Below are 17,208 nucleotides of genomic sequence, written 5' to 3'. Positions count from 1 at the left end.
CATGGAATGTTGATCATTTGTTGATAAATTGTTTAACTTTTTACTCCTGTTCGTTTGCTTTTGCCTTGTATGCTTAAAGAATAGATAGGGAAATCAGGTGAGAATATGTCAGATCAAAAAACAGTCTATCGAATTCTAGGTCATCTAAAAACTATCTTTAAATTTTTGGGCGTCTTAATTTTGTTGTTTCTCTTATTTTATACCATTCATTATGGAATGAAACATGTGACTCAACTATTGTATCAGATTGTCAAAAAAACTGGGTTTTGGGGGCCTTTTATTTTCATTCTTTTCCAAATAGCTCAAGTTGTTTTGCCCATTTTACCAGGTGGAACGAGTTTAAGTATCGGTATCTTGGCATTTGGTCAGTGGATTGGCTTCGTGTATAACTACATCGGAATTGTCTTGGGATCTATCTTGTCTTTTTTGTTGATTCGGCATTTTGGCAAATCCTTGCTGCGGATTTTTGTTTCGGAAAAAACAGCAAAAAAGTACCTTGCTTATCTTGACAACAAGAAGAAATTCACTCGATTCTTTATTTTTGCTATTCTTTTCCCTGTTGCCCCAGATGATTTATTATGTATGATTGCCGGCCTGAGCACAATGAAGTTTCGGACCTTTGTCTTAACGATAGTACTGGGTAAACCAATCTCCATCTACTTATACGGAACTGTCATTACTGCTTTGATTCAACGATTTTTATAAAAATGGAGGAATGAAACAATGGAAACGTCTCTCTACAAAGGCCTTACCGATGATGAAGTGAAAAAACACATAGAAGAAGGTCAGGTCAACAACTATCAGTCAACTGTTACAAAATCTACCGGATCAATTGTCCGGAAAAATGTGATGACTTTGTTTAATTTACTGAACTTTTTGCTGGCAGGCTGTTTACTCTTGGTAAAAGCCTATTCAAACATGTTTTTTATCCTGATCATCATGGTAAATATCTTGATAGGAATTATTCAGGAAATTCGCGCACGAAATATGGTAGAAAAATTAACGTTAATCTCTCAAAAGAAAGTCACTGTGATTCGCAACAGTCTGCTGCAGGAGATCACCCCTCAGGATCTGGTGATGGAGGATTTGATTGTTTTAGAAGCTGGCGATCAGGTGCCCAGCGATTTGCTGGTCATTGACGGAGCAGCAGAAGTCAATGAATCCATGCTGACAGGTGAATCGGACAGTATTCCAAAAACGATTGACAGTGAGCTTTTATCCGGCAGCTACTTAACAAGCGGAAAAGTCATTGCTAAAGTTGAACATGTCGGTGCCGATAATTATGCGACAAAAATTATTGATGAAACCAAAAAGACTAAGCCGATCACTTCAGAATTGATGGCTTCGATTCAAAAAATTTCTACCTTCACCAGCTGGGTAATTATTCCTCTTGGATTAATTCTATTTTTAGAGGGCTTCTTCCTTCGAGGAAGCTCCACAACCATGGCTGTCGTTACTTCTGTAGCAGCGCTGATTGGTATGCTGCCGAAGGGTCTGGTACTTTTAATTAGTTTGGCTCTAACCACTGGTGTAATGAAGCTGGCTAAACGCAATGTTCTGGTTCAAAATATGTATGCAATTGAGACTTTAGCACGTATGGATACGTTGTGCTTGGACAAAACCGGAACGCTAACTGAAGGAAAAATGATGGTGGAAGACATTTATGTGCTCAATGAAGATTATCGTTACAAAGTCCTTGACTTGATCGGCAGCTATTTAGCGGCTTCCACTGACAACAATGCAACTTCTAAGGCATTGAAGGCTTATTTTGAAGAAAACGAACTTTATCACGCGGAAGAATTAAGTGCCTTTTCTTCTGAAAGAAAATATGGCTCGGTCCGTTTTAAAGATTTTGGTACATTTTATTTAGGTTCTCCAGAAAATTTAATGAAACCAGATCAACTGCCTCGAGTGATGCTTACTTATCAAGACAAAGGTATGCGTGTCCTATTGATTGCGATTGATCCCAGCAATCAAAAAGAGCCGACTCAGGTTCAACCGATTGCCTTTATTGTCTTGAGTGATCCTATTCGAAAAAATGTTAAAGAGGCGCTAGATTTCTTTAAGGAACAGGAAGTAGAATTAAAAATCATTTCCGGTGATCACCCTAAAACAGTGGCCGCTATTGCTGAAAAAGCCGGTTTTTCTGATTTTTCTAATGCAATTGATTTATCAGGCTACACAGAGGAAAAAGAAATTCAAGCAGCTGCTCATCAATATGCTGTTTTTGGTCGCGTAACGCCACATCAGAAAAAGATTTTAGTCAAGGAACTGAAGGATTCCGGACAAACGGTGGGCATGACTGGTGACGGCGTGAACGACATTTTGGCTTTAAGAGAAGCTGATATTTCGATTGCTATGGCTGAAGGTGATGGCGCCACACGTCAAATTTCAGACTTGATTTTGTTGGATTCAAACTTTGTTTCCTTGCCGCAGGTAATTTTTGAGGGTAGACGGGTCATTAACAATATCACTCGTTCATCCGGTGTGTTTTTTATTAAGACCATTTATTCATTATTGGTCACACTATTTTGTATTCTTACAGCATCGGCATTTCCTTTTATTCCGCTGCAAATCACATTAATCGATTTGGCGATTGAGGGATACCCTTCCTTCTTCTTGTCCTTTGAGGAAAATCCGAAAAAAGTGGCCGAACATTTTTTACCTTCTGCATTTCGATATGCGCTGCCTAGCGGATTACTGGTTACTCTAAATATTGCCCTTGTCTGGATGTTAGGCAGCATTGGCTGGCTGGGTTCTTCAGAGAGTCGAACATTAATGTATTACTTGTTGATTGGAATCAGCTGCTATGCGGTGGTTAAGTCCTGTCAGCCATTCAATCCATTACGGCTGTTTTTATCTGTCACCACAACAATTGGTACTTTTACAGCTGTTCTGTTGTTCCATTCACTGCTAAGTATTGATCCATTAAGCTTACACATCGTTTTATATACTGCAGTGTTTATGATCATCAATGTCCTTTTGTGGTCTGTTTTATATGGAAAAACAAGCAAAATGAAGTTTAGGATAATGATTCCAAAACGTGTCTAATTCAATTTTAAACTAACTAGCTAATGCACAAATAAATTTAAAAATAGACGAACAATAGACCTGTCTTTAAAATCTACTGAAGATTTTAGAGACAGGCTTATTTTCTATATAAGAAATCCTCTTGTTTTGAAATAAAAAGTTTTATCACACTTGAAAAAAACAGGATTCACCTGAACATAATATAGTATGTTCTCTTTAGTAGCATCAGTGTAATAGATATCTATCTTTGGCAGCTATTACTTTATAAAATTAGCTAAACTATTTTTTGTTTCTTGAACTATCTATTCCAATTTTCCTCAATGTAAGTCCATATATTTCCTAATTCATCTTAAAATTCAAAAAACTAAATCTTCTTGAAACACCCCGCATATCAGAGCTACTTTAGTTTTATCCCAAACTGAAGTAATAATATAGATAAATCGAGATTTTTCTTCCATGCTGGCTAGTAAAATCTGGGTGAAACATGTAGAGAAGAGAGTGATAGCTTTGATAATGCAATAAAATTTGACCTCAGAGCAACAGTTATAGAAAAAAACGGACTGGTGAGTTACATTAATCCCCATTCGAGAAATTTATATAATGCAAAATGCAATATATACTTTACAAATAGTCAGATATAAAATATACTAGGTTTATCAAATCTGATGAAAGGAACTGTTCATTTCATGAAAAATAAACGAATGAAGATGGCTAGAATTGAGTGTGATGTGAGTCAGGAAGACCTAGCCAATGCGATTGGTGTCACCCGACAAACAATCGGATTGATTGAGGCTGGCAAGTACAACCCCACACTAAAGCTTTGCATTGCCATTTGTAAAACACTGAATAAAACATTGAATGACTTATTTTGGGAGGATTAATATGAAAAAGAATAAAGATGAACGAACGGTGCAACTGAACAACAAAATTCAAAGTGAAGGCTTTGCTTTAGTGATTGGTTTATTATCTATATCCATATTTATTAAGACATATATTTTAGACATGTCAGCTTCAGGATATATAGCCGAATTAGTCGTTATGGCTATTGCTGTCCTTTACATTACGATTCGCAGCTCGATTTTGGGCTTCAACTCTTTTGATTATCCGATAAACATGAAAAAATTAATTATCCCTTCATCAATTGCTCTTGGATTGCTTATAACTGTCGTTAGTGGGATTAGAAATTTTTCACTGTATGGTGATAAGTACACTGGAATAACGGATGGTCACTTCCTTGCTGCATTAGGATTTACTTTCGTCTCGTCAACTATTTTCATCGGCGTAATTATTGGCGTTTTGTATTCTGTTGGCGAATTTGGACAAAAGCGATTAGAAAAAAAACTGCAGGATGAAGATAAGTAATTTCGGACTTGTGCTTATGAGAAGCAAAGCTCTAGTAGCAATTGAAAAAAAGCGCTTAGGATAAACTAGCAGCCTCTACTGAACAGCTTAGAAAATCTCAATAGCAAAAAAACTGAGCAGATGTTTTTAGACACCCTGCTCAGTTTTTGAATTATTCTTTTACGTTTGGTTTCGCCAAGCTAACAAAGATTTATTTCCGCATTGAAGGTTTAAAGATATACTATTTTTATACCGTCTATCACTAGCTATGTTTATCGCAAGCCTAAAAGATGAAGTAAGGAGAATGTATCATGAAACAAAGTATTGTCCATATCGCATTAGTTGTAGAAGATTATGATGAAGCAATCGAGTTTTATACCCAAGTACTTGATTTCGAATTAATCGAAGATACTTATCAAGCAGAACAAGATAAACGCTGGGTTGTTGTGTCACCAAGAGGTTCAAGAGGAACAACCATTTTGCTAGCCAAGGCTTCTAAACCAGTACAGCACGACTTTATCGGCAATCAAGCAGGTGGCAGAGTTTTTCTGTTTCTAGGCACTGATGATTTTGATCGGGACTATCACCGTATGCTTTCAAAGGGAGTTAAATTCGTTAGAGAACCTAAAAAAGCTGATTATGGTACTGTTGCGGTATTCAAAGACTTATACGGAAATTTATGGGATTTAGTTCAATTTGATAAAGATCATCCTATGAGTAAACGCGTTGAATATTAGATGAAATTTTCAAAGCATGGCATTCAATTATTTACCGAAAAAAGGTATTTCACTCAACAAATTGTTATTGAGTGTTTTTTGTTCTATCAATAGTGAAGTCGATTAAATTAATTGAGACAATCCTGCACTGAATCTTCACGTTGCATTAGTTTTCCCTGCCCAAGACTTTACTTTTAAAATTTTTTTAGTAAAGATATCTTTGGGGCCATGCTTACTATATTTTTACAGCATTGTTGCTTTCGCATTAATAAAAGCATCCCTGATTTTTCTTCGATAAAATGGATGCTATATTCCTTACCAATTTAAAGTCATAAAAATCAAGAATATCCCTTTATAAAAATATTAAGCTGAAAAAGAAGAATAGGTAACAAGCAAGTTTTGACTGCTGTTATCTATTCCTTCTTAAAAGTACTTTTGTTACTCAAAGAGCTGAATTTATCGAGTAAAAACAGTCGCACTCATCCCGAGCAATACATCCTTATTTGGATTGAAGCTGACATAGACTTTATAATACGTGGCATTTTGCCGATTTTCTCCGACTGACGAAATGTATTCAATCTTACCTTCGTATTCTTCATTTGGTTGACTGTCTAGTTCAATATCCACAAGATCACCCACTCTAATATCCTTTACATCGACTTCATCAGCATCTACTGCAACCCGCTGCTTAGAATCATCGGCAATCTCTAGTAACGCTTGTCCTTCTTGAATCGGTTGACCATCTGAAACCAGCAGCTTTGTTATTACACCCTCGGTTTTTGCTGAAACATCGTTACTCTCTTCACCTGTAGTTATTTGTAAAAGCGTCTCTTGTTTTTTTACCTCTTGTCCGTTTAGCAAGTTTACATTGGATACTTTTCCGGCTGAGGGTGAAAATACAGTGTATTTGTCCGTCGCCTCTACAGTACCAAACATGGATGTTGCAGCTTCTGTTTTCTGTGTAGCTGCTGCTTTATCTGCTGCAGAGGTTTCCCCATTATTTTTTTGTGAATAAGCCAACCATGAAAGGACCAAGGAGGCCATTACAGCTACAACAAGTAAGCCAATCGCTATCTTTTTTTTCATATTTAAAATTCCTCTCTTTTTATCCGTTTTTTATTCAACACTTTTCAGTGCGGATACCATATCAATTTTTGCGACTTTACGGGTCAAAAACAGCTGAACGATAATCGAAAACGCAAACGTAATAACACAGGATAAAACAATACTAATGGGCTTAATAGCAATACTAATCACAAAATCCTCCGGTTCAGCGACTCTCAACGCCACATTAGCTAATAGAATTCCCGGAATGATTCCTAGCATCACGCCTAAGAAACTAAGTATCGTGTTTTCCCTCATAATCAAGCTTCTGATTTCATAATTGTAGTAGCCTAAAACTTTTAGTGTCGCAAATTCACGGGTTCTTTCTACAAAGTTTAAAATCCCCATGTTATAGATCACTACGAACGCCAGCAACAAGGCAAACAGTCCCAGCAATAAGATCACCCCTCGCATGCTGTCCATTAAGACGAGTGTTTCTGCTATTTGCGTGTCAACTGTAGACCATCTAGCAATCGTATCTGTTCGATTTAAATACTCAGAAATATTCGTCTCAGGATTTTTGATTAATAAGGACGTCGGGATAAAGTTACCTTTCCCCATCCGATCCCATGATTTGCGAGATAGGAAAATCCCTTGCCCTGTTCCGAAAGATGCAAAATCGGCGATAAAGGTTTTGATCGGTCGTTTGTCTCCTGATAGCGTAATTTCAACCGATTGATTTTTTGATACGCCCATCGTTTCAGCTAACTTCTCTGTAATCACAACACCTTCATCGGGTAGCTGCGTATGTTCATCCGAAAAATGAATAATGGTTTGATGGTTATCGACAATTGTCATGTTAATTGCCCGGCTTTCACCATCGTGAGATAAGCTAACGGGGCGCTCCATAATGCCTTCGACCGTTTCTGCAGGAACACGTTTTTTATAGGATTCAATCGAGCCAGGGTTTTGTTCCAGTTTGGCCTTAATATCATACGTATAGGTTTCACCATAATAAACATTTACTAGACTACTAAAACTATTGTCCATGGCAAAAGCACTAATCAAAAGCGCCGTACAACTTAATACACCGAACAGTGCCATAAAGCTTCTAATTTTTGCTCGAAACATATTTCGACTAATGAGTTTCGAATGAAAGGACATTTTTCCCCATAGTTGGGTAAATCTTTCTAGTATGATTCTGGTACCTGATTTTGGCGGCTTTGGTCGTAATAAATCAGCAGCTGTTTCTTTTAATTGTTTGCGGCAACTAAAAAAACAAATACCGACTGCTAGCAGAATTGATAGGATCGATACTAAAAAAGATAAAATCGATATCGGTGCTGCATAGTGAGTGGGCATGGTATAAATACCTTCTTCTGCCCGCCATAGTACATCGGCCACCAGCGTTTTCCCAATCAATAGTCCCAATAAGGAACCAATCAGCGAAGGAAAAAAGCCATAGCTTAGGTAGTGAACATACAATTTTTGTCTGCTGTAGCCTAAAGCTTTCAAAATCCCCATTTGCGTCCGCTGGTTATCAACCATTCGAGAGATGGTGGTTAAGACGACTAACGCTGCTACGATAAAAAATAGTACCGGGAACACGTACGAAAAAGATTTAAATTGTTGTACTTCAGTAAAAATCGTATCGGTGCTCCGATGCACGGAACGATCTTGAATCGTAGCTGCAGGGAACGCTTTTTCGATTTGCTTTTTTACACGATCACTATCGGTAGTTTTTTCAACGGACACCAGCACCTCATTTAACGGCAGGGTTAATGAAGCGCTATTGACATACATATATCCGAACCTTTTTGCATTCGGCATGATGTCGTTGGCACTCATAATATACTCTGGACTACGGATCATTCCTTTGATTAAGAAATCATACTCCATATTTTGCAGTGTACATTTTATCGTGTCCCCCAGTTTCAATCCTTGAGCTTTAGCAAATTTTTCTTCGATCAAGCCACCACGAGTATCATTTTTTGCTAACATTTTCCCCTTAATAAGTACAGGCTGATTGATTTCCATTTCACCATCAAAGGCATTTAGCATAACGGTAGGATCATTAGGTAAATCTTTCGCGAGTGCTTCATAACTCCCTCTAGTTTGAGTGGATTTGACGCCTTCTATCGTTTCTATTTTTGAAATAGTTGCTTGATCCACGTCCCCAGAGGAGACCCATAAGTCAGGCAATTTTTGTTGAGTGAAATAGTTATTTAGTGACAAATTAATGTCTCGCCAACCCGCATCTAACCCCACAAACAACATGACGCCCAAAGCAGTTAACAAAATAATTGATAAAAATTGCCATTTGGCTGCCCACATATCTCGAAAGAGTTTTTTTGTCAGCATTTGTTTTACCATATGATCTCCTCCACTGCTAAAGGATTTTCGTTTAATTCTATGCTGTCAATTGTCCCATTTTTCATACGGATCACACGATGAGCGATGGGTGCTACTTGAGAATTATGGGTGATAATCGCCACCGTTGTATTGAAATTTTCACTAAGGTCCTTCAAGGTTTTTAGGACTTGTGCACCTGTTTTAGAATCCAATGCACCCGTTGGCTCATCACATAATAATAACGATGGATTTTTACATAGCGCTCTAGCAATTGATACCCGCTGCTGCTCCCCACCGGATAATTGCGCTGGAAAATTATCCATCCGATCTTGCAAACCAACTCGCGCCAATACCTCTTTTGGATCAAGAGCGTGTTCACTGACCTGTCGAGCCAATTCAACATTTTCCAAAGCGGTTAGGCTGGGCATCAAATTGTAAAATTGAAAAACAAACCCGACATCGGTTCGCCGATATTTCGTTAATTCTGAATCATTTAATTGATCAATTCGTTTTCCATCGACAACCACCTCCCCACTGGTAACTGTATCCATTCCACCTAATAAATTAAGAACAGTGGTTTTCCCAGCACCGCTAGGGCCTAATACCACACACAGTTCTCCTTTTAATATTTCAAAAGAAACCTCTTCAGCAGCTTTTACAACTTGTGTCCCCACATCGTAATAGCGGCAGACATTTTTCAACTCAATAAATGACATAGCCTGTTCTCCTCCATTTTTTCCAAACAAAAAGAGCCAACAACCACAAGGATTTTCTCCTTTTAGTTATTGGCTCTGCGTCTTAGCGTCCGGCTCTTTAATTCGTGTAACTTGATTATTCAGCACATCGACAATGCTTTCGTTTTTACACCTGGGGCAAAAAAGTGGAAAGTTTTTCACGATGGTATTTCGATAGATCTTGTTTCGTGTTTTTGCTTTACATATCGGGCAATGAAGCCAAGTACTCTCAACTAGCATAAATTTCCCTCCCTTCCACTCTTTTCAGGAAATATCAATCCCAACAAAATCCCCTTCTATAAATCAAGATAATTCAACAATCCTTCAATCATAATTTCAACTGTCGCTTCCACGTATTCCAGGTTTAACATTTCCTTATGACCTACGCCGAAAAAAATGATATGGATGTAATTGTGAATAATCATTGGATTCTTTTCGGTTAAATCTAGTTTTGAAATAATATCTTGATAATTTTGCAGCTCCATTTCTTTTAATTCTGCTAGGCTTGCTTTTGAATAGCGCGCCAAATATTTTTCAATTTCATCGTGTTCATTCAGCATAAATTGTTGTATCGGACTATTCATTAACCCCCAAAAAAATTTTTTTATTTGTACTCGTTTCTCTTTCGAAGGTAATTTTGAGACAGCTTGCAGCAGGTCTTTGATTTGAATAAATCCTTCTTCATGAATTTGAAAAATCAGTTGATAAAAAAAATCATCTTTTGAAGAAAAATAATTATAAAAACTGCCCTTTGCCATACCGGCTTCCTTTACAATATCATCCACACTCACACGACTAAGACCATAACGAAAAATTAAGTTCTTGCCATGATTAAAAAAATTTTGACGTTGCAGTTCTTTCTCGTTTTCAGTTAAGCTTCTAGGCATTTTCTCACTACTTTCCAAAAAGACTTTAATGACCAAATATGTCCATTACAGTCATTATACGACACTATCGTTTTACTGTAAAGTTTCTTTTTTAGATTGACTAAAGTATAAAAGGGAAAGACAAAGAAGCCTCCATGTAGGACTGAGGCTTCTACTGGATAGTTTGATTCTTAAAGTGCAGCGCAAAAAGTGACAAAATACTTACAGCCATCTAATTCTATTTAAATTCAATATGCAGTTCTTTACCTACTTTTGCAGCAATCTCATAGAGAACGCTAAAACTAGGGTTCATTGAGCCATTTTCAATACGAGCAATTGTACTTTGTGGCTTGCCTACTCGTTCTGCTAACTCTCTTTGAGAAAGACCAAGCTCACTTCTTAACTGTGTCAAAGCAACCGCAACATCTAAACGTTGCGATTCTTTTTCATATTCAGCGGCGAAAGTCGCACTCTCCGCTTTTTTCTTTGCAATTAGTTCATCAATCTTATTCATAATTATTTCCTTTCTCATATTCTTCACGCATCCGTCTAGCATGTTCAATCTCACTTCTGGGTGTTCGTTGCTGCTTTTTAGTGAATCCATGAGTTATAAGATATTCGTTTCCGACCTTTTGAAAATAGATTGCTCGTTGAATATTACTTCCGACTTTTGATCGAAGCTCATACAAGTCAGAATCTAGTTTTTTTACCCACTCCATTCTTTGGGCAACCAGCAATCCATGCTCTTCGGATCTTTTGATTACTGCTAAAAGTTTTGCAGCATCTTTTTCTGGAATTGAATTCAAAAAATCTTCAAATTCACTTGATCCATCTTTCCTTCTAATAAAATCGAACTTTGGCTTTTCCATACCTTGACGATAGCACATTCGCTATCATTTGTAAATAGTATGATCCCCTAATTAGACTTAACGCTCGTGTTTATACGGAAACTATTCGTCGATTGGGCATCTATAGCTGACGATTATTAACGAAAGCTCGAACGGACGTCTGTCCTAGCAGCTGTTTTGAATTTCTTTTTTCCGAACAATCCGGTATTGCCCACTGATTCTAAAAGAATTTCGGGTTATTTCTTTTTGTTTTTTCTCCTAGTCGGGAAACCAGCATCAGTTTAACATTCTAGTTTTTTTAACTACCACGCTGGAAGCTCTCCGGAACCACCTGCATAGCAGGTAGTTTTCAAAGCATATAAAAAAGCAAGGATCAAAATCGCAAAAGTGATTTTGATCCTTGTTTTTTATGGTCCTTTGAAGTTACATCAATCCCCATTTAAGAAATTTATATAATGCATAATGCAATATATACTTTACAAATAGTCAGATATAAAATATACTAGGTTTATCAAATCTGGTGAAAGGAACTATTCATGTCATGAAGAATAAACGAATGAAGATGGCTAGAATTGAGTGTGATGTGAGTCAGGAAGAGCTAGCTAATGCGATTGGGGTCACCCGCCAAACAATCGGATTGATTGAGGCTGGCAAGTACAACCCCACACTAAAGCTTTGCATTGCCATTTGTAAAACACTGAATAAAACATTGAATGACTTATTTTGGGAGGATGAATATGAAAAAGAATAAAGATGAACGAACGGTGCAACTGAACAACAAGATTCAAAGTGAGGGCTTTGCTTTAATGATCGGCTTGTTAGCCCTATCGATATTTATTAAGTCATATATTTGGGACATGTCACCTTCAGAATATACGGCTGAATTAGCCGTTATGGCTATCGCGATCCTTTACATTACTATTCGAAGCTCAACTTTGGGTTTTAACTCTTTTGATTACCCGATGAACACGAAAAAATTCATTGTACCTTCAACAATTGCTATCGGGTTGCTTATAACTATAATCAATGGCGTTAGAAATTTTTCTCTGTATGGCGATAAATACACTGGAATAACAGATGTCCACTTTCTTGCCGTTTTAGGTTTTACTTTCGTTTCTGCAACTATTTTCATAGGCGTAATTATTGGTGCCTTATATTCTATTGGTGAATTTGGACAAAAGCGCTTAGGATAAAATAGCAGCCTCCACCGAACAGCTTAGAAAATCTCAATAGTAAAAAAACTGAGCAGATGTTTTTAGACACCCTGCTCAGTTTTTGAATTATTCTTTTAAAGCTAGCTTCAGGGATATTCAATCTTTATCTTGGCAACAGCACTTTTCTCAAAAGTGTGCTTGAAGCTTATTGCAAATCAGAACAAGGCTTTAGTTACAATAATATCCCATCTAAAAATCATTGATTGTATAGGTGTCTGGGACTAACTATGGAGCAAGCATTTTTTAAACCCATTGCCCGATATTTTTCACTAACGGTTGCTAGGGCATCGGAAATTTCCATATTGCCTGCTACATATTCTTCAACTAACTTCATCGTATCATCTGAAGGTTCCGCAGCATCTAAAGTTGAATAGCTTAAAGCAATATTGCGGAGCTTTTCCCGCTCTATTTTAGTTGTGTTCTTTACCGAGTATTTGTAATCAGACATACTTTGCCAACGCCTTTCATGATCTCTAATAAAGAGCATTGTATCACGGCTTTTTAATTAATCCGCTCAGATAAATCTAGCGTATAAAAAAATTAAATAGCGTTTTCCCACTAGAAAATAGAAATCAAATTTTTTGAATCTGTGGATATTATCTAAGTAAATTCAAGCATCAAATGATCCATTTTTATTATGTCCTTATTCTCTCGTGTTGCAAAGATTTCCAAGCACAAAATCTTCATTCCTAAAATGAATTTCTTCTGTCGATTTTGACCATTGCCAAAATAAATCCGAAATAGCGGCACAAAATTTGATTATTGGTGTTTAGGCAGCTAGACACACTCTCTTCTATCTATTCGTTAATGCAGCTCAAAGCTATTTAGGAGCATCCTCCACCGTCCATGTTAAGACACCTTCGTAATGGTCAGCTTCGTCTGAAGGCAAGAGTAGTAATTGAATCGCATCCTGATCCGTTAACCCAGTACTCCCGCTTCCTTGCCAAACAATTCGATCCGCGGAATTAATTCGTTCTTCTTTTCCTTGTAATCTAAACTGAAGAGCATCATTTAAGCTGTTGCCATTTTTACTAGCTAGTGGTTTTTCAGCTTTGACTTTGATGGTCCAATGACTTTGATCCAGCGTACTGTTATCCCTGATCTGAACATCTTTTTGGTTTTCTGCTTGAATCGTTTTGTCCCTTGAGGGTATTTCTTGTTCGCCAAACGAAAGCCGTTCTGGAAGGATCAGTTCAACACCGCCGTCTAAAGCTAACTGGCGTTGTTCTTCTTTCGATTTTTTTCCTGTATCACTTTCCATATAAAAAATGACTTCTTTATCCAACCATTTCTCGGGAACCTGGAATATCACGGTATCTTCACCTTGCGTTTCATCCGCTAAATATCTCTTTAGCTCTTTTTCCTCATTTCCGCATTTAGCCATCAATCGAACATTCTCTTGATTTCCATGGGAGAAATGAAATGCTAATTTCCTGTCTCTGGTGAACCGAGAGATTTTCAGTGGGTTCTCCGCATTTTCCAAGGAAAATTGGATAGGTTCTCCTTTTCGATAATAATGGACTAAATTTTGGATTTCCGGTTTAAAAATTCCGTGATCTAACGCCGCTTCTTCTACTGGATAGTATCCCTTAATCTCAGGATATTGGTCTGACAAATCAAAGGGATCCGTAATAATACCCGATAGCTGCGTAGAACTTGATAGCGCTGAATTATGCTCATCCAAGTAGCTTAAGTTGATCCCACTAATGTAATAAACTGCTGTCGTCGCATGGCTAGAGGGCTTCACCTTATCATTAATGGTGGTTGCAACAGTAAAAGGTAATTTCAAATAGTTATTTTCTAGTGTTTGTTTATCTACAGGATTTTCGGGGCTTCCAATCCATTCGAGGTTCACTTGATAATTCAGGACCGTATCATAAAGCTTGGTGTTTGCTGGCGCGTTCGCTTTGATTTGGTAATTTTTTCCATCTTGCGACTGCCCATCGAATAAGGCAGTCACATCCTCTCCATCAAATCGTGTTACGCTAAAGTCTTTTACTTTGTATTGAGCACGACTATTGAAGTTGTCTAAGGAAAAATCCACTTCCATATTATTGATGGCATTTCCATGGTTTATATTGGGCATTGTTTGCATCGCATGCAAACTCACCGAATCTCCAGCATTTTCAACTGTCGTATCAACTGCCTCGGCATTGGAAAATTCCGGACTAGCTAAGAAATCTGTGTCATACATTAATGAGGAAGGGGTACTGTCTAAATTCTTTACAACGGTTTCTATCCTGCTTACTGGTTTAGTGATAATTTGAAAAGCCTGTACCGGATCTTTCCACTGACTAGACTTATTATTCTCAAAGTAAACCCAACAATCATTCTCATTTTCTTGGCTATGATATCTGATATTTGTAGGATTGCTAGCGACCAGATATTTGACATAATTAGTAAAGTGATTGTAGCCAACGCATTTATTACGGTTTAAACCATAATAGTTGAAAGATGTTTCCACGGGTATTTCATTTCCTTGTTCATCTTGAAATTCGTACGTAACTGTCATTTCACCTTCAATATACATACTAAGAAAACTTTCACTGTCTGCTAAACTAATGTGCCCACCTGCCTCCCCTGTTTTCTTTTTCAAAGTGACTTTAGCACTAATCCTTTTTCCGTTGAAGTACCCGACATTTTTTATTAACGCAATACTTTCTGGCGTATTCTTATTTACCCTCAATTCGTCATCGGAATAGCTGCCCTTGAGAGCTTCTACACTGGTATCCTTTCCATAGTGCATCACGAAAGTATTTTCAGCTGGGGTATGAATGCTGTTGGCATATCTGAAATACGGAAGATTGGTTATACTGTCAGCTGCCGAAGCATTTTTAGGGTACAGAAACAAGCAAATCAGCAGCAAAAAAAATGATAATACATATTTTCTCATCTTAATCTGCATAGCGACTCCTCTTTCTTACTATTACTATAAAACTAATAATAAAAAGCAGCAGTCCTATTAAAGTAAGTCTGACCCGTTCTTTCTCATTTGTTTTAGGGTAGCGGCCAGACTCGTTAAATTGCTCTACACCTTTTACAAAACGATCAGGCTCCTTAGTTCGCTTTACCTTGACCATTGGTACGATCTGATTCGCTGAAGTTGGTTGGTAAAAGCTGATTCCAACCTCACTATTTACTTGGTCAGCCGCAAATCCTTGCAAAGGAAAAAGCAGCAAGGAAGCCACAACTGATCCTAAAGCGAGCACTTTTTTCATTTTAGTCACTTCCTGTTGTCCTTAATTTTTCTTTCGTATTTTCGCTATATACCCAAGCAAGACACCAATAATCGCTAGACAGACCACAATCATAAGGGAAAGATAGACTATTGAATGATTAGATGCTTCTTTCACGTCGACTGCTTTCTTGTTTAAGTCTTCATCTTTTCCTTCAATTGTAAAATCCTTTTTCAGCTGCCACGTTTTTCCTGTAGTATCCTTCAGGTTGATCTTTAATTCGTAGTTTCCTTTTTTTAATGGTTCATTTTCCCAATTAATCGGGAAGGTGAATCGACTTCTAGGGGCTAAGGAAACTGTTTTGTTTAATTCACGCAGGGTTTCCTTATGTCCCTTCTTTGTCACAATGGCATTCATTTCAAGCTGACTCATAATTAGCGGCTGCTGATTTTCAAGTGTAGCAAATACTGTCAAATAGCCATTTTCCAAGCCTGGTTTAATTTTCGTCAGCTGCAGCTTGGGGTTTAGCTTTTTATCTGATTCATTTAATTGTACTCCGATGGTATAAGCGAATTTATTGGCTAAGCTAAAGCTTGATTGTTCTTCCTGATTCTCTGGTTTGTCTTCATAGCAATAAAACCCGCCTAAGACGGTTCCAGCAAATCCTTCTGATGGAATCCTTAATTGAAAGGAAACATTTTTTTCTTCCTTCGGTCCCAGGTCAATTGCTTGCGGTGGCGAGATCATCGCTTCAAACGCTGGACCCTCCAATAAGGGTTGACCATGCTGTGAATAATCCAGCACACCATTCTTATTTGTTATTGCATTGTTGGCTTCTACCTTGACTGTAACTTTTTCGTCACTGGTATTCTTCAGCTTAATAGTCAAATCCTGTATTTGACCGGGCTCTACCTTTAGATCATAATAGCTGGCTGTTGATTTCTGATTTTCGGGCAAAAGGGCCTCCGCTTCAAAATTCACTTTATTTTGTGCCGCCAAGCTACTAGCAGGATTGAGGTACAACATACCAACGCTTATGATAAAAAAGATGGAGAGCGGAAATCTCCATCTTTGTTTGTCTTTATGCTGGAGCATCGGTCAATGTCCATGTAATTTCTGCAGTATAATTTTTTGCTTCCACGCCTGCTCGCGGAACATGCAATTTTACATTTTCATTTTTTCCGTCTTGTCCTTCAAATACTGCAGCAAAAGCCCCGGCCCCTTCTCCTTTTGCGGCTTGCATAATTGTTTGATTGTTGTCGTTTAGAACAAAGGTATTAGCTGCTGCTTGAAACAGCTCAGGCTGTTTGGAAGAGTTATTTTTCGTAACAATTTTTCCATTTCCTAAAGATAATTGGGCTCCCACCAGTTCAGATTGCTCACTATCCGTTGAGGTAAAGGGGGAAATGGCTGCTCCTAATGTCCATCCCTTTGCTCCACCTCGTGTGTCATTTACTTGTACAAAGGGTTTTTTATTTAAGGCAAAATAGTCTGTATCTTCTGGTTGAATCTCTTGCTCACCAAAAGTAATATTTGAAGCAAAGGGAATCGATAAAGCTCCTGTATTTCCTGTACTTGGATCATCATCGTGGGTATCATCTGGAACGACCGGGGTCACATCCGTACCTGATCCCGCCTTTAATGTAACCTCTGCTTTATTAGTTACTTGAGCAGTGGTCCCCTCCTCCTGCTCAGCCGCAAGGGCCATTGATCCTGATAAACTCAACGCTGACAAAGCCAAAGCGGCTGTCATAGTTACTTGTTTCTTCATGCTTTTTCCTCCTAAATGATAATTAGTCTTATTTGACCAACCTCAATTCTTACACCCTTTCAAAGAATAAAAAAGTTCAAATAAATTCTAAAATCAGAAAAAAATTAAAAGTCCTT

19 protein-coding genes are annotated in these 17,208 nt (G+C 37.8%); 7 read left to right on the top strand and 12 right to left on the bottom strand.

Annotated features, from left to right (window positions below):
* The first annotated feature begins 105 nt into the window (after nt 1-105).
* The 5 genes from I588_RS04965 (at nt 106) to I588_RS04945 (ending at nt 5,108) form a co-directional block, all read left to right on the top strand.
* The gene (locus tag I588_RS04965) at nt 106-705 is read left to right on the top strand and encodes a TVP38/TMEM64 family protein (protein ID WP_010757852.1); all 600 of its coding nucleotides are present in this window, start codon (nt 106-108) and stop codon (nt 703-705) included.
* Between the two features lie 18 nt (nt 706-723).
* On the top strand, nt 724-3,051 hold the full coding sequence (locus tag I588_RS04960; protein ID WP_010757851.1) for a cation-translocating P-type ATPase: 2,328 nt from the start codon (nt 724-726) through the stop codon (nt 3,049-3,051).
* A gap of 665 nt (nt 3,052-3,716) precedes the next feature.
* Nucleotides 3,717-3,911, top strand: coding sequence for a helix-turn-helix transcriptional regulator (locus I588_RS04955; protein ID WP_010757850.1), 195 nt, complete (start codon nt 3,717-3,719; stop codon nt 3,909-3,911).
* 1 nt (nt 3,912) lies between these two features.
* Nucleotides 3,913-4,392: a DUF6773 family protein gene (locus I588_RS04950; RefSeq protein ID WP_010757849.1), complete on the top strand. Its 480-nt coding sequence runs from the start codon at nt 3,913-3,915 to the stop codon at nt 4,390-4,392.
* 290 nt (nt 4,393-4,682) lie between these two features.
* Nucleotides 4,683-5,108, top strand: a complete 426-nt coding sequence (locus I588_RS04945) for a VOC family protein (protein ID WP_010757848.1) — start codon at nt 4,683-4,685, stop codon at nt 5,106-5,108.
* A gap of 435 nt (nt 5,109-5,543) precedes the next feature.
* On the opposite strand, the gene I588_RS04940 is transcribed toward I588_RS04945, so the two are convergent.
* The 7 genes from I588_RS04940 to I588_RS04910 form a co-directional block, all read right to left on the bottom strand.
* Nucleotides 5,544-6,173 (bottom strand): biotin/lipoyl-containing protein, encoded by a 630-nt coding sequence (locus I588_RS04940; RefSeq protein WP_010757847.1) that lies wholly within the window; start codon nt 6,171-6,173, stop codon nt 5,544-5,546.
* Between the two features lie 30 nt (nt 6,174-6,203).
* Entirely contained in the window at nt 6,204-8,504 is a 2,301-nt protein-coding gene (locus I588_RS04935) for an FtsX-like permease family protein (protein WP_010757846.1), read from the bottom strand.
* Nucleotides 8,498-9,199 (bottom strand): ABC transporter ATP-binding protein, encoded by a 702-nt coding sequence (locus tag I588_RS04930; RefSeq protein ID WP_010757845.1) that lies wholly within the window; start codon nt 9,197-9,199, stop codon nt 8,498-8,500. Before I588_RS04930 ends, I588_RS04935 begins: the two co-directional genes overlap by 7 nt.
* Before the next feature lie 66 nt (nt 9,200-9,265).
* Entirely contained in the window at nt 9,266-9,457 is a 192-nt protein-coding gene (locus I588_RS04925; protein ID WP_010757844.1) for a cysteine-rich KTR domain-containing protein, read from the bottom strand.
* Between the two features lie 56 nt (nt 9,458-9,513).
* Nucleotides 9,514-10,104: a TetR/AcrR family transcriptional regulator gene (locus tag I588_RS26355; RefSeq protein WP_051130086.1), complete on the bottom strand. Its 591-nt coding sequence runs from the start codon at nt 10,102-10,104 to the stop codon at nt 9,514-9,516.
* A 217-nt stretch (nt 10,105-10,321) separates the two neighbouring features.
* Nucleotides 10,322-10,597, bottom strand: coding sequence for a helix-turn-helix domain-containing protein (locus I588_RS04915; RefSeq protein ID WP_010757842.1), 276 nt, complete (start codon nt 10,595-10,597; stop codon nt 10,322-10,324).
* A complete protein-coding gene (locus I588_RS04910; protein WP_034693751.1) occupies nt 10,590-10,952 on the bottom strand; it encodes a type II toxin-antitoxin system RelE/ParE family toxin in 363 nt (120 codons plus the stop codon). The genes I588_RS04915 and I588_RS04910 overlap by 8 nt, the downstream gene beginning before the upstream one ends.
* Before the next feature lie 520 nt (nt 10,953-11,472).
* Here I588_RS04910 and I588_RS04905 point away from each other — a divergent pair.
* Complete coding sequence (locus I588_RS04905; RefSeq protein WP_010757840.1) at nt 11,473-11,682, top strand: helix-turn-helix transcriptional regulator; 210 nt, start codon at nt 11,473-11,475, stop codon at nt 11,680-11,682.
* Nucleotides 11,669-12,124, top strand: coding sequence for a DUF6773 family protein (locus tag I588_RS04900; protein ID WP_010757839.1), 456 nt, complete (start codon nt 11,669-11,671; stop codon nt 12,122-12,124). Before I588_RS04905 ends, I588_RS04900 begins: the two co-directional genes overlap by 14 nt.
* 217 nt (nt 12,125-12,341) lie before the next feature.
* Here the strand turns inward: I588_RS04900 and I588_RS04895 are convergent, their stop codons facing one another.
* The 5 genes from I588_RS04895 to I588_RS04875 all read right to left on the bottom strand — a co-directional run bounded on the left by I588_RS04895 (nt 12,342) and on the right by I588_RS04875 (nt 17,092).
* Entirely contained in the window at nt 12,342-12,593 is a 252-nt protein-coding gene (locus I588_RS04895; RefSeq protein WP_010757838.1) for a hypothetical protein, read from the bottom strand.
* 372 nt (nt 12,594-12,965) lie between these two features.
* The gene (locus I588_RS04890; RefSeq protein ID WP_010757837.1) at nt 12,966-15,050 is read right to left on the bottom strand and encodes a MucBP domain-containing protein; all 2,085 of its coding nucleotides are present in this window, start codon (nt 15,048-15,050) and stop codon (nt 12,966-12,968) included.
* A complete protein-coding gene (locus I588_RS04885; RefSeq protein ID WP_010757836.1) occupies nt 15,040-15,363 on the bottom strand; it encodes an EF2685/EF0750 family sortase-dependent surface protein in 324 nt (107 codons plus the stop codon). Before I588_RS04885 ends, I588_RS04890 begins: the two co-directional genes overlap by 11 nt.
* Before the next feature lie 21 nt (nt 15,364-15,384).
* Nucleotides 15,385-16,416: a WxLIP family cell surface protein gene (locus tag I588_RS04880; protein WP_010757835.1), complete on the bottom strand. Its 1,032-nt coding sequence runs from the start codon at nt 16,414-16,416 to the stop codon at nt 15,385-15,387.
* Complete coding sequence (locus I588_RS04875; RefSeq protein ID WP_010757834.1) at nt 16,403-17,092, bottom strand: WxL domain-containing protein; 690 nt, start codon at nt 17,090-17,092, stop codon at nt 16,403-16,405. Before I588_RS04875 ends, I588_RS04880 begins: the two co-directional genes overlap by 14 nt.
* Between the last annotated feature and the right edge of the window lie 116 nt (nt 17,093-17,208).

It is taken from the genome of Enterococcus pallens ATCC BAA-351, assembly GCF_000407485.1.
GTDB classification, from domain to species: Bacteria; Bacillota; Bacilli; order Lactobacillales; family Enterococcaceae; genus Enterococcus_A; species Enterococcus_A pallens.
The sequence above is the reverse complement of the archived record's forward strand: the minus strand, read 5'-3'. Positions and strand labels throughout refer to the sequence as shown.

What these genes read in the sequence shown, in the direction of transcription:
- I588_RS04965 (WP_010757852.1), top strand. Translation starts at nt 106, where the DNA reads ATGTCAGATCAAAAAACAGTCTATCGAATTCTAGGTCATCTAAAAACT.
- I588_RS04960 (WP_010757851.1), top strand. Translation starts at nt 724, where the DNA reads ATGGAAACGTCTCTCTACAAAGGCCTTACCGATGATGAAGTGAAAAAA.
- I588_RS04955 (WP_010757850.1), top strand. Translation starts at nt 3,717, where the DNA reads ATGAAAAATAAACGAATGAAGATGGCTAGAATTGAGTGTGATGTGAGT.
- I588_RS04950 (WP_010757849.1), top strand. Translation starts at nt 3,913, where the DNA reads ATGAAAAAGAATAAAGATGAACGAACGGTGCAACTGAACAACAAAATT.
- I588_RS04945 (WP_010757848.1), top strand. Translation starts at nt 4,683, where the DNA reads ATGAAACAAAGTATTGTCCATATCGCATTAGTTGTAGAAGATTATGAT.
- I588_RS04940 (WP_010757847.1), bottom strand. Translation starts at nt 6,173, where the DNA reads ATGAAAAAAAAGATAGCGATTGGCTTACTTGTTGTAGCTGTAATGGCC.
- I588_RS04935 (WP_010757846.1), bottom strand. Translation starts at nt 8,504, where the DNA reads ATGGTAAAACAAATGCTGACAAAAAAACTCTTTCGAGATATGTGGGCA.
- I588_RS04930 (WP_010757845.1), bottom strand. Translation starts at nt 9,199, where the DNA reads ATGTCATTTATTGAGTTGAAAAATGTCTGCCGCTATTACGATGTGGGG.
- I588_RS04925 (WP_010757844.1), bottom strand. Translation starts at nt 9,457, where the DNA reads ATGCTAGTTGAGAGTACTTGGCTTCATTGCCCGATATGTAAAGCAAAA.
- I588_RS26355 (WP_051130086.1), bottom strand. Translation starts at nt 10,104, where the DNA reads ATGCCTAGAAGCTTAACTGAAAACGAGAAAGAACTGCAACGTCAAAAT.
- I588_RS04915 (WP_010757842.1), bottom strand. Translation starts at nt 10,597, where the DNA reads ATGAATAAGATTGATGAACTAATTGCAAAGAAAAAAGCGGAGAGTGCG.
- I588_RS04910 (WP_034693751.1), bottom strand. Translation starts at nt 10,952, where the DNA reads ATGGAAAAGCCAAAGTTCGATTTTATTAGAAGGAAAGATGGATCAAGT.
- I588_RS04905 (WP_010757840.1), top strand. Translation starts at nt 11,473, where the DNA reads ATGAAGAATAAACGAATGAAGATGGCTAGAATTGAGTGTGATGTGAGT.
- I588_RS04900 (WP_010757839.1), top strand. Translation starts at nt 11,669, where the DNA reads ATGAAAAAGAATAAAGATGAACGAACGGTGCAACTGAACAACAAGATT.
- I588_RS04895 (WP_010757838.1), bottom strand. Translation starts at nt 12,593, where the DNA reads ATGTCTGATTACAAATACTCGGTAAAGAACACAACTAAAATAGAGCGG.
- I588_RS04890 (WP_010757837.1), bottom strand. Translation starts at nt 15,050, where the DNA reads ATGCAGATTAAGATGAGAAAATATGTATTATCATTTTTTTTGCTGCTG.
- I588_RS04885 (WP_010757836.1), bottom strand. Translation starts at nt 15,363, where the DNA reads ATGAAAAAAGTGCTCGCTTTAGGATCAGTTGTGGCTTCCTTGCTGCTT.
- I588_RS04880 (WP_010757835.1), bottom strand. Translation starts at nt 16,416, where the DNA reads ATGCTCCAGCATAAAGACAAACAAAGATGGAGATTTCCGCTCTCCATC.
- I588_RS04875 (WP_010757834.1), bottom strand. Translation starts at nt 17,092, where the DNA reads ATGAAGAAACAAGTAACTATGACAGCCGCTTTGGCTTTGTCAGCGTTG.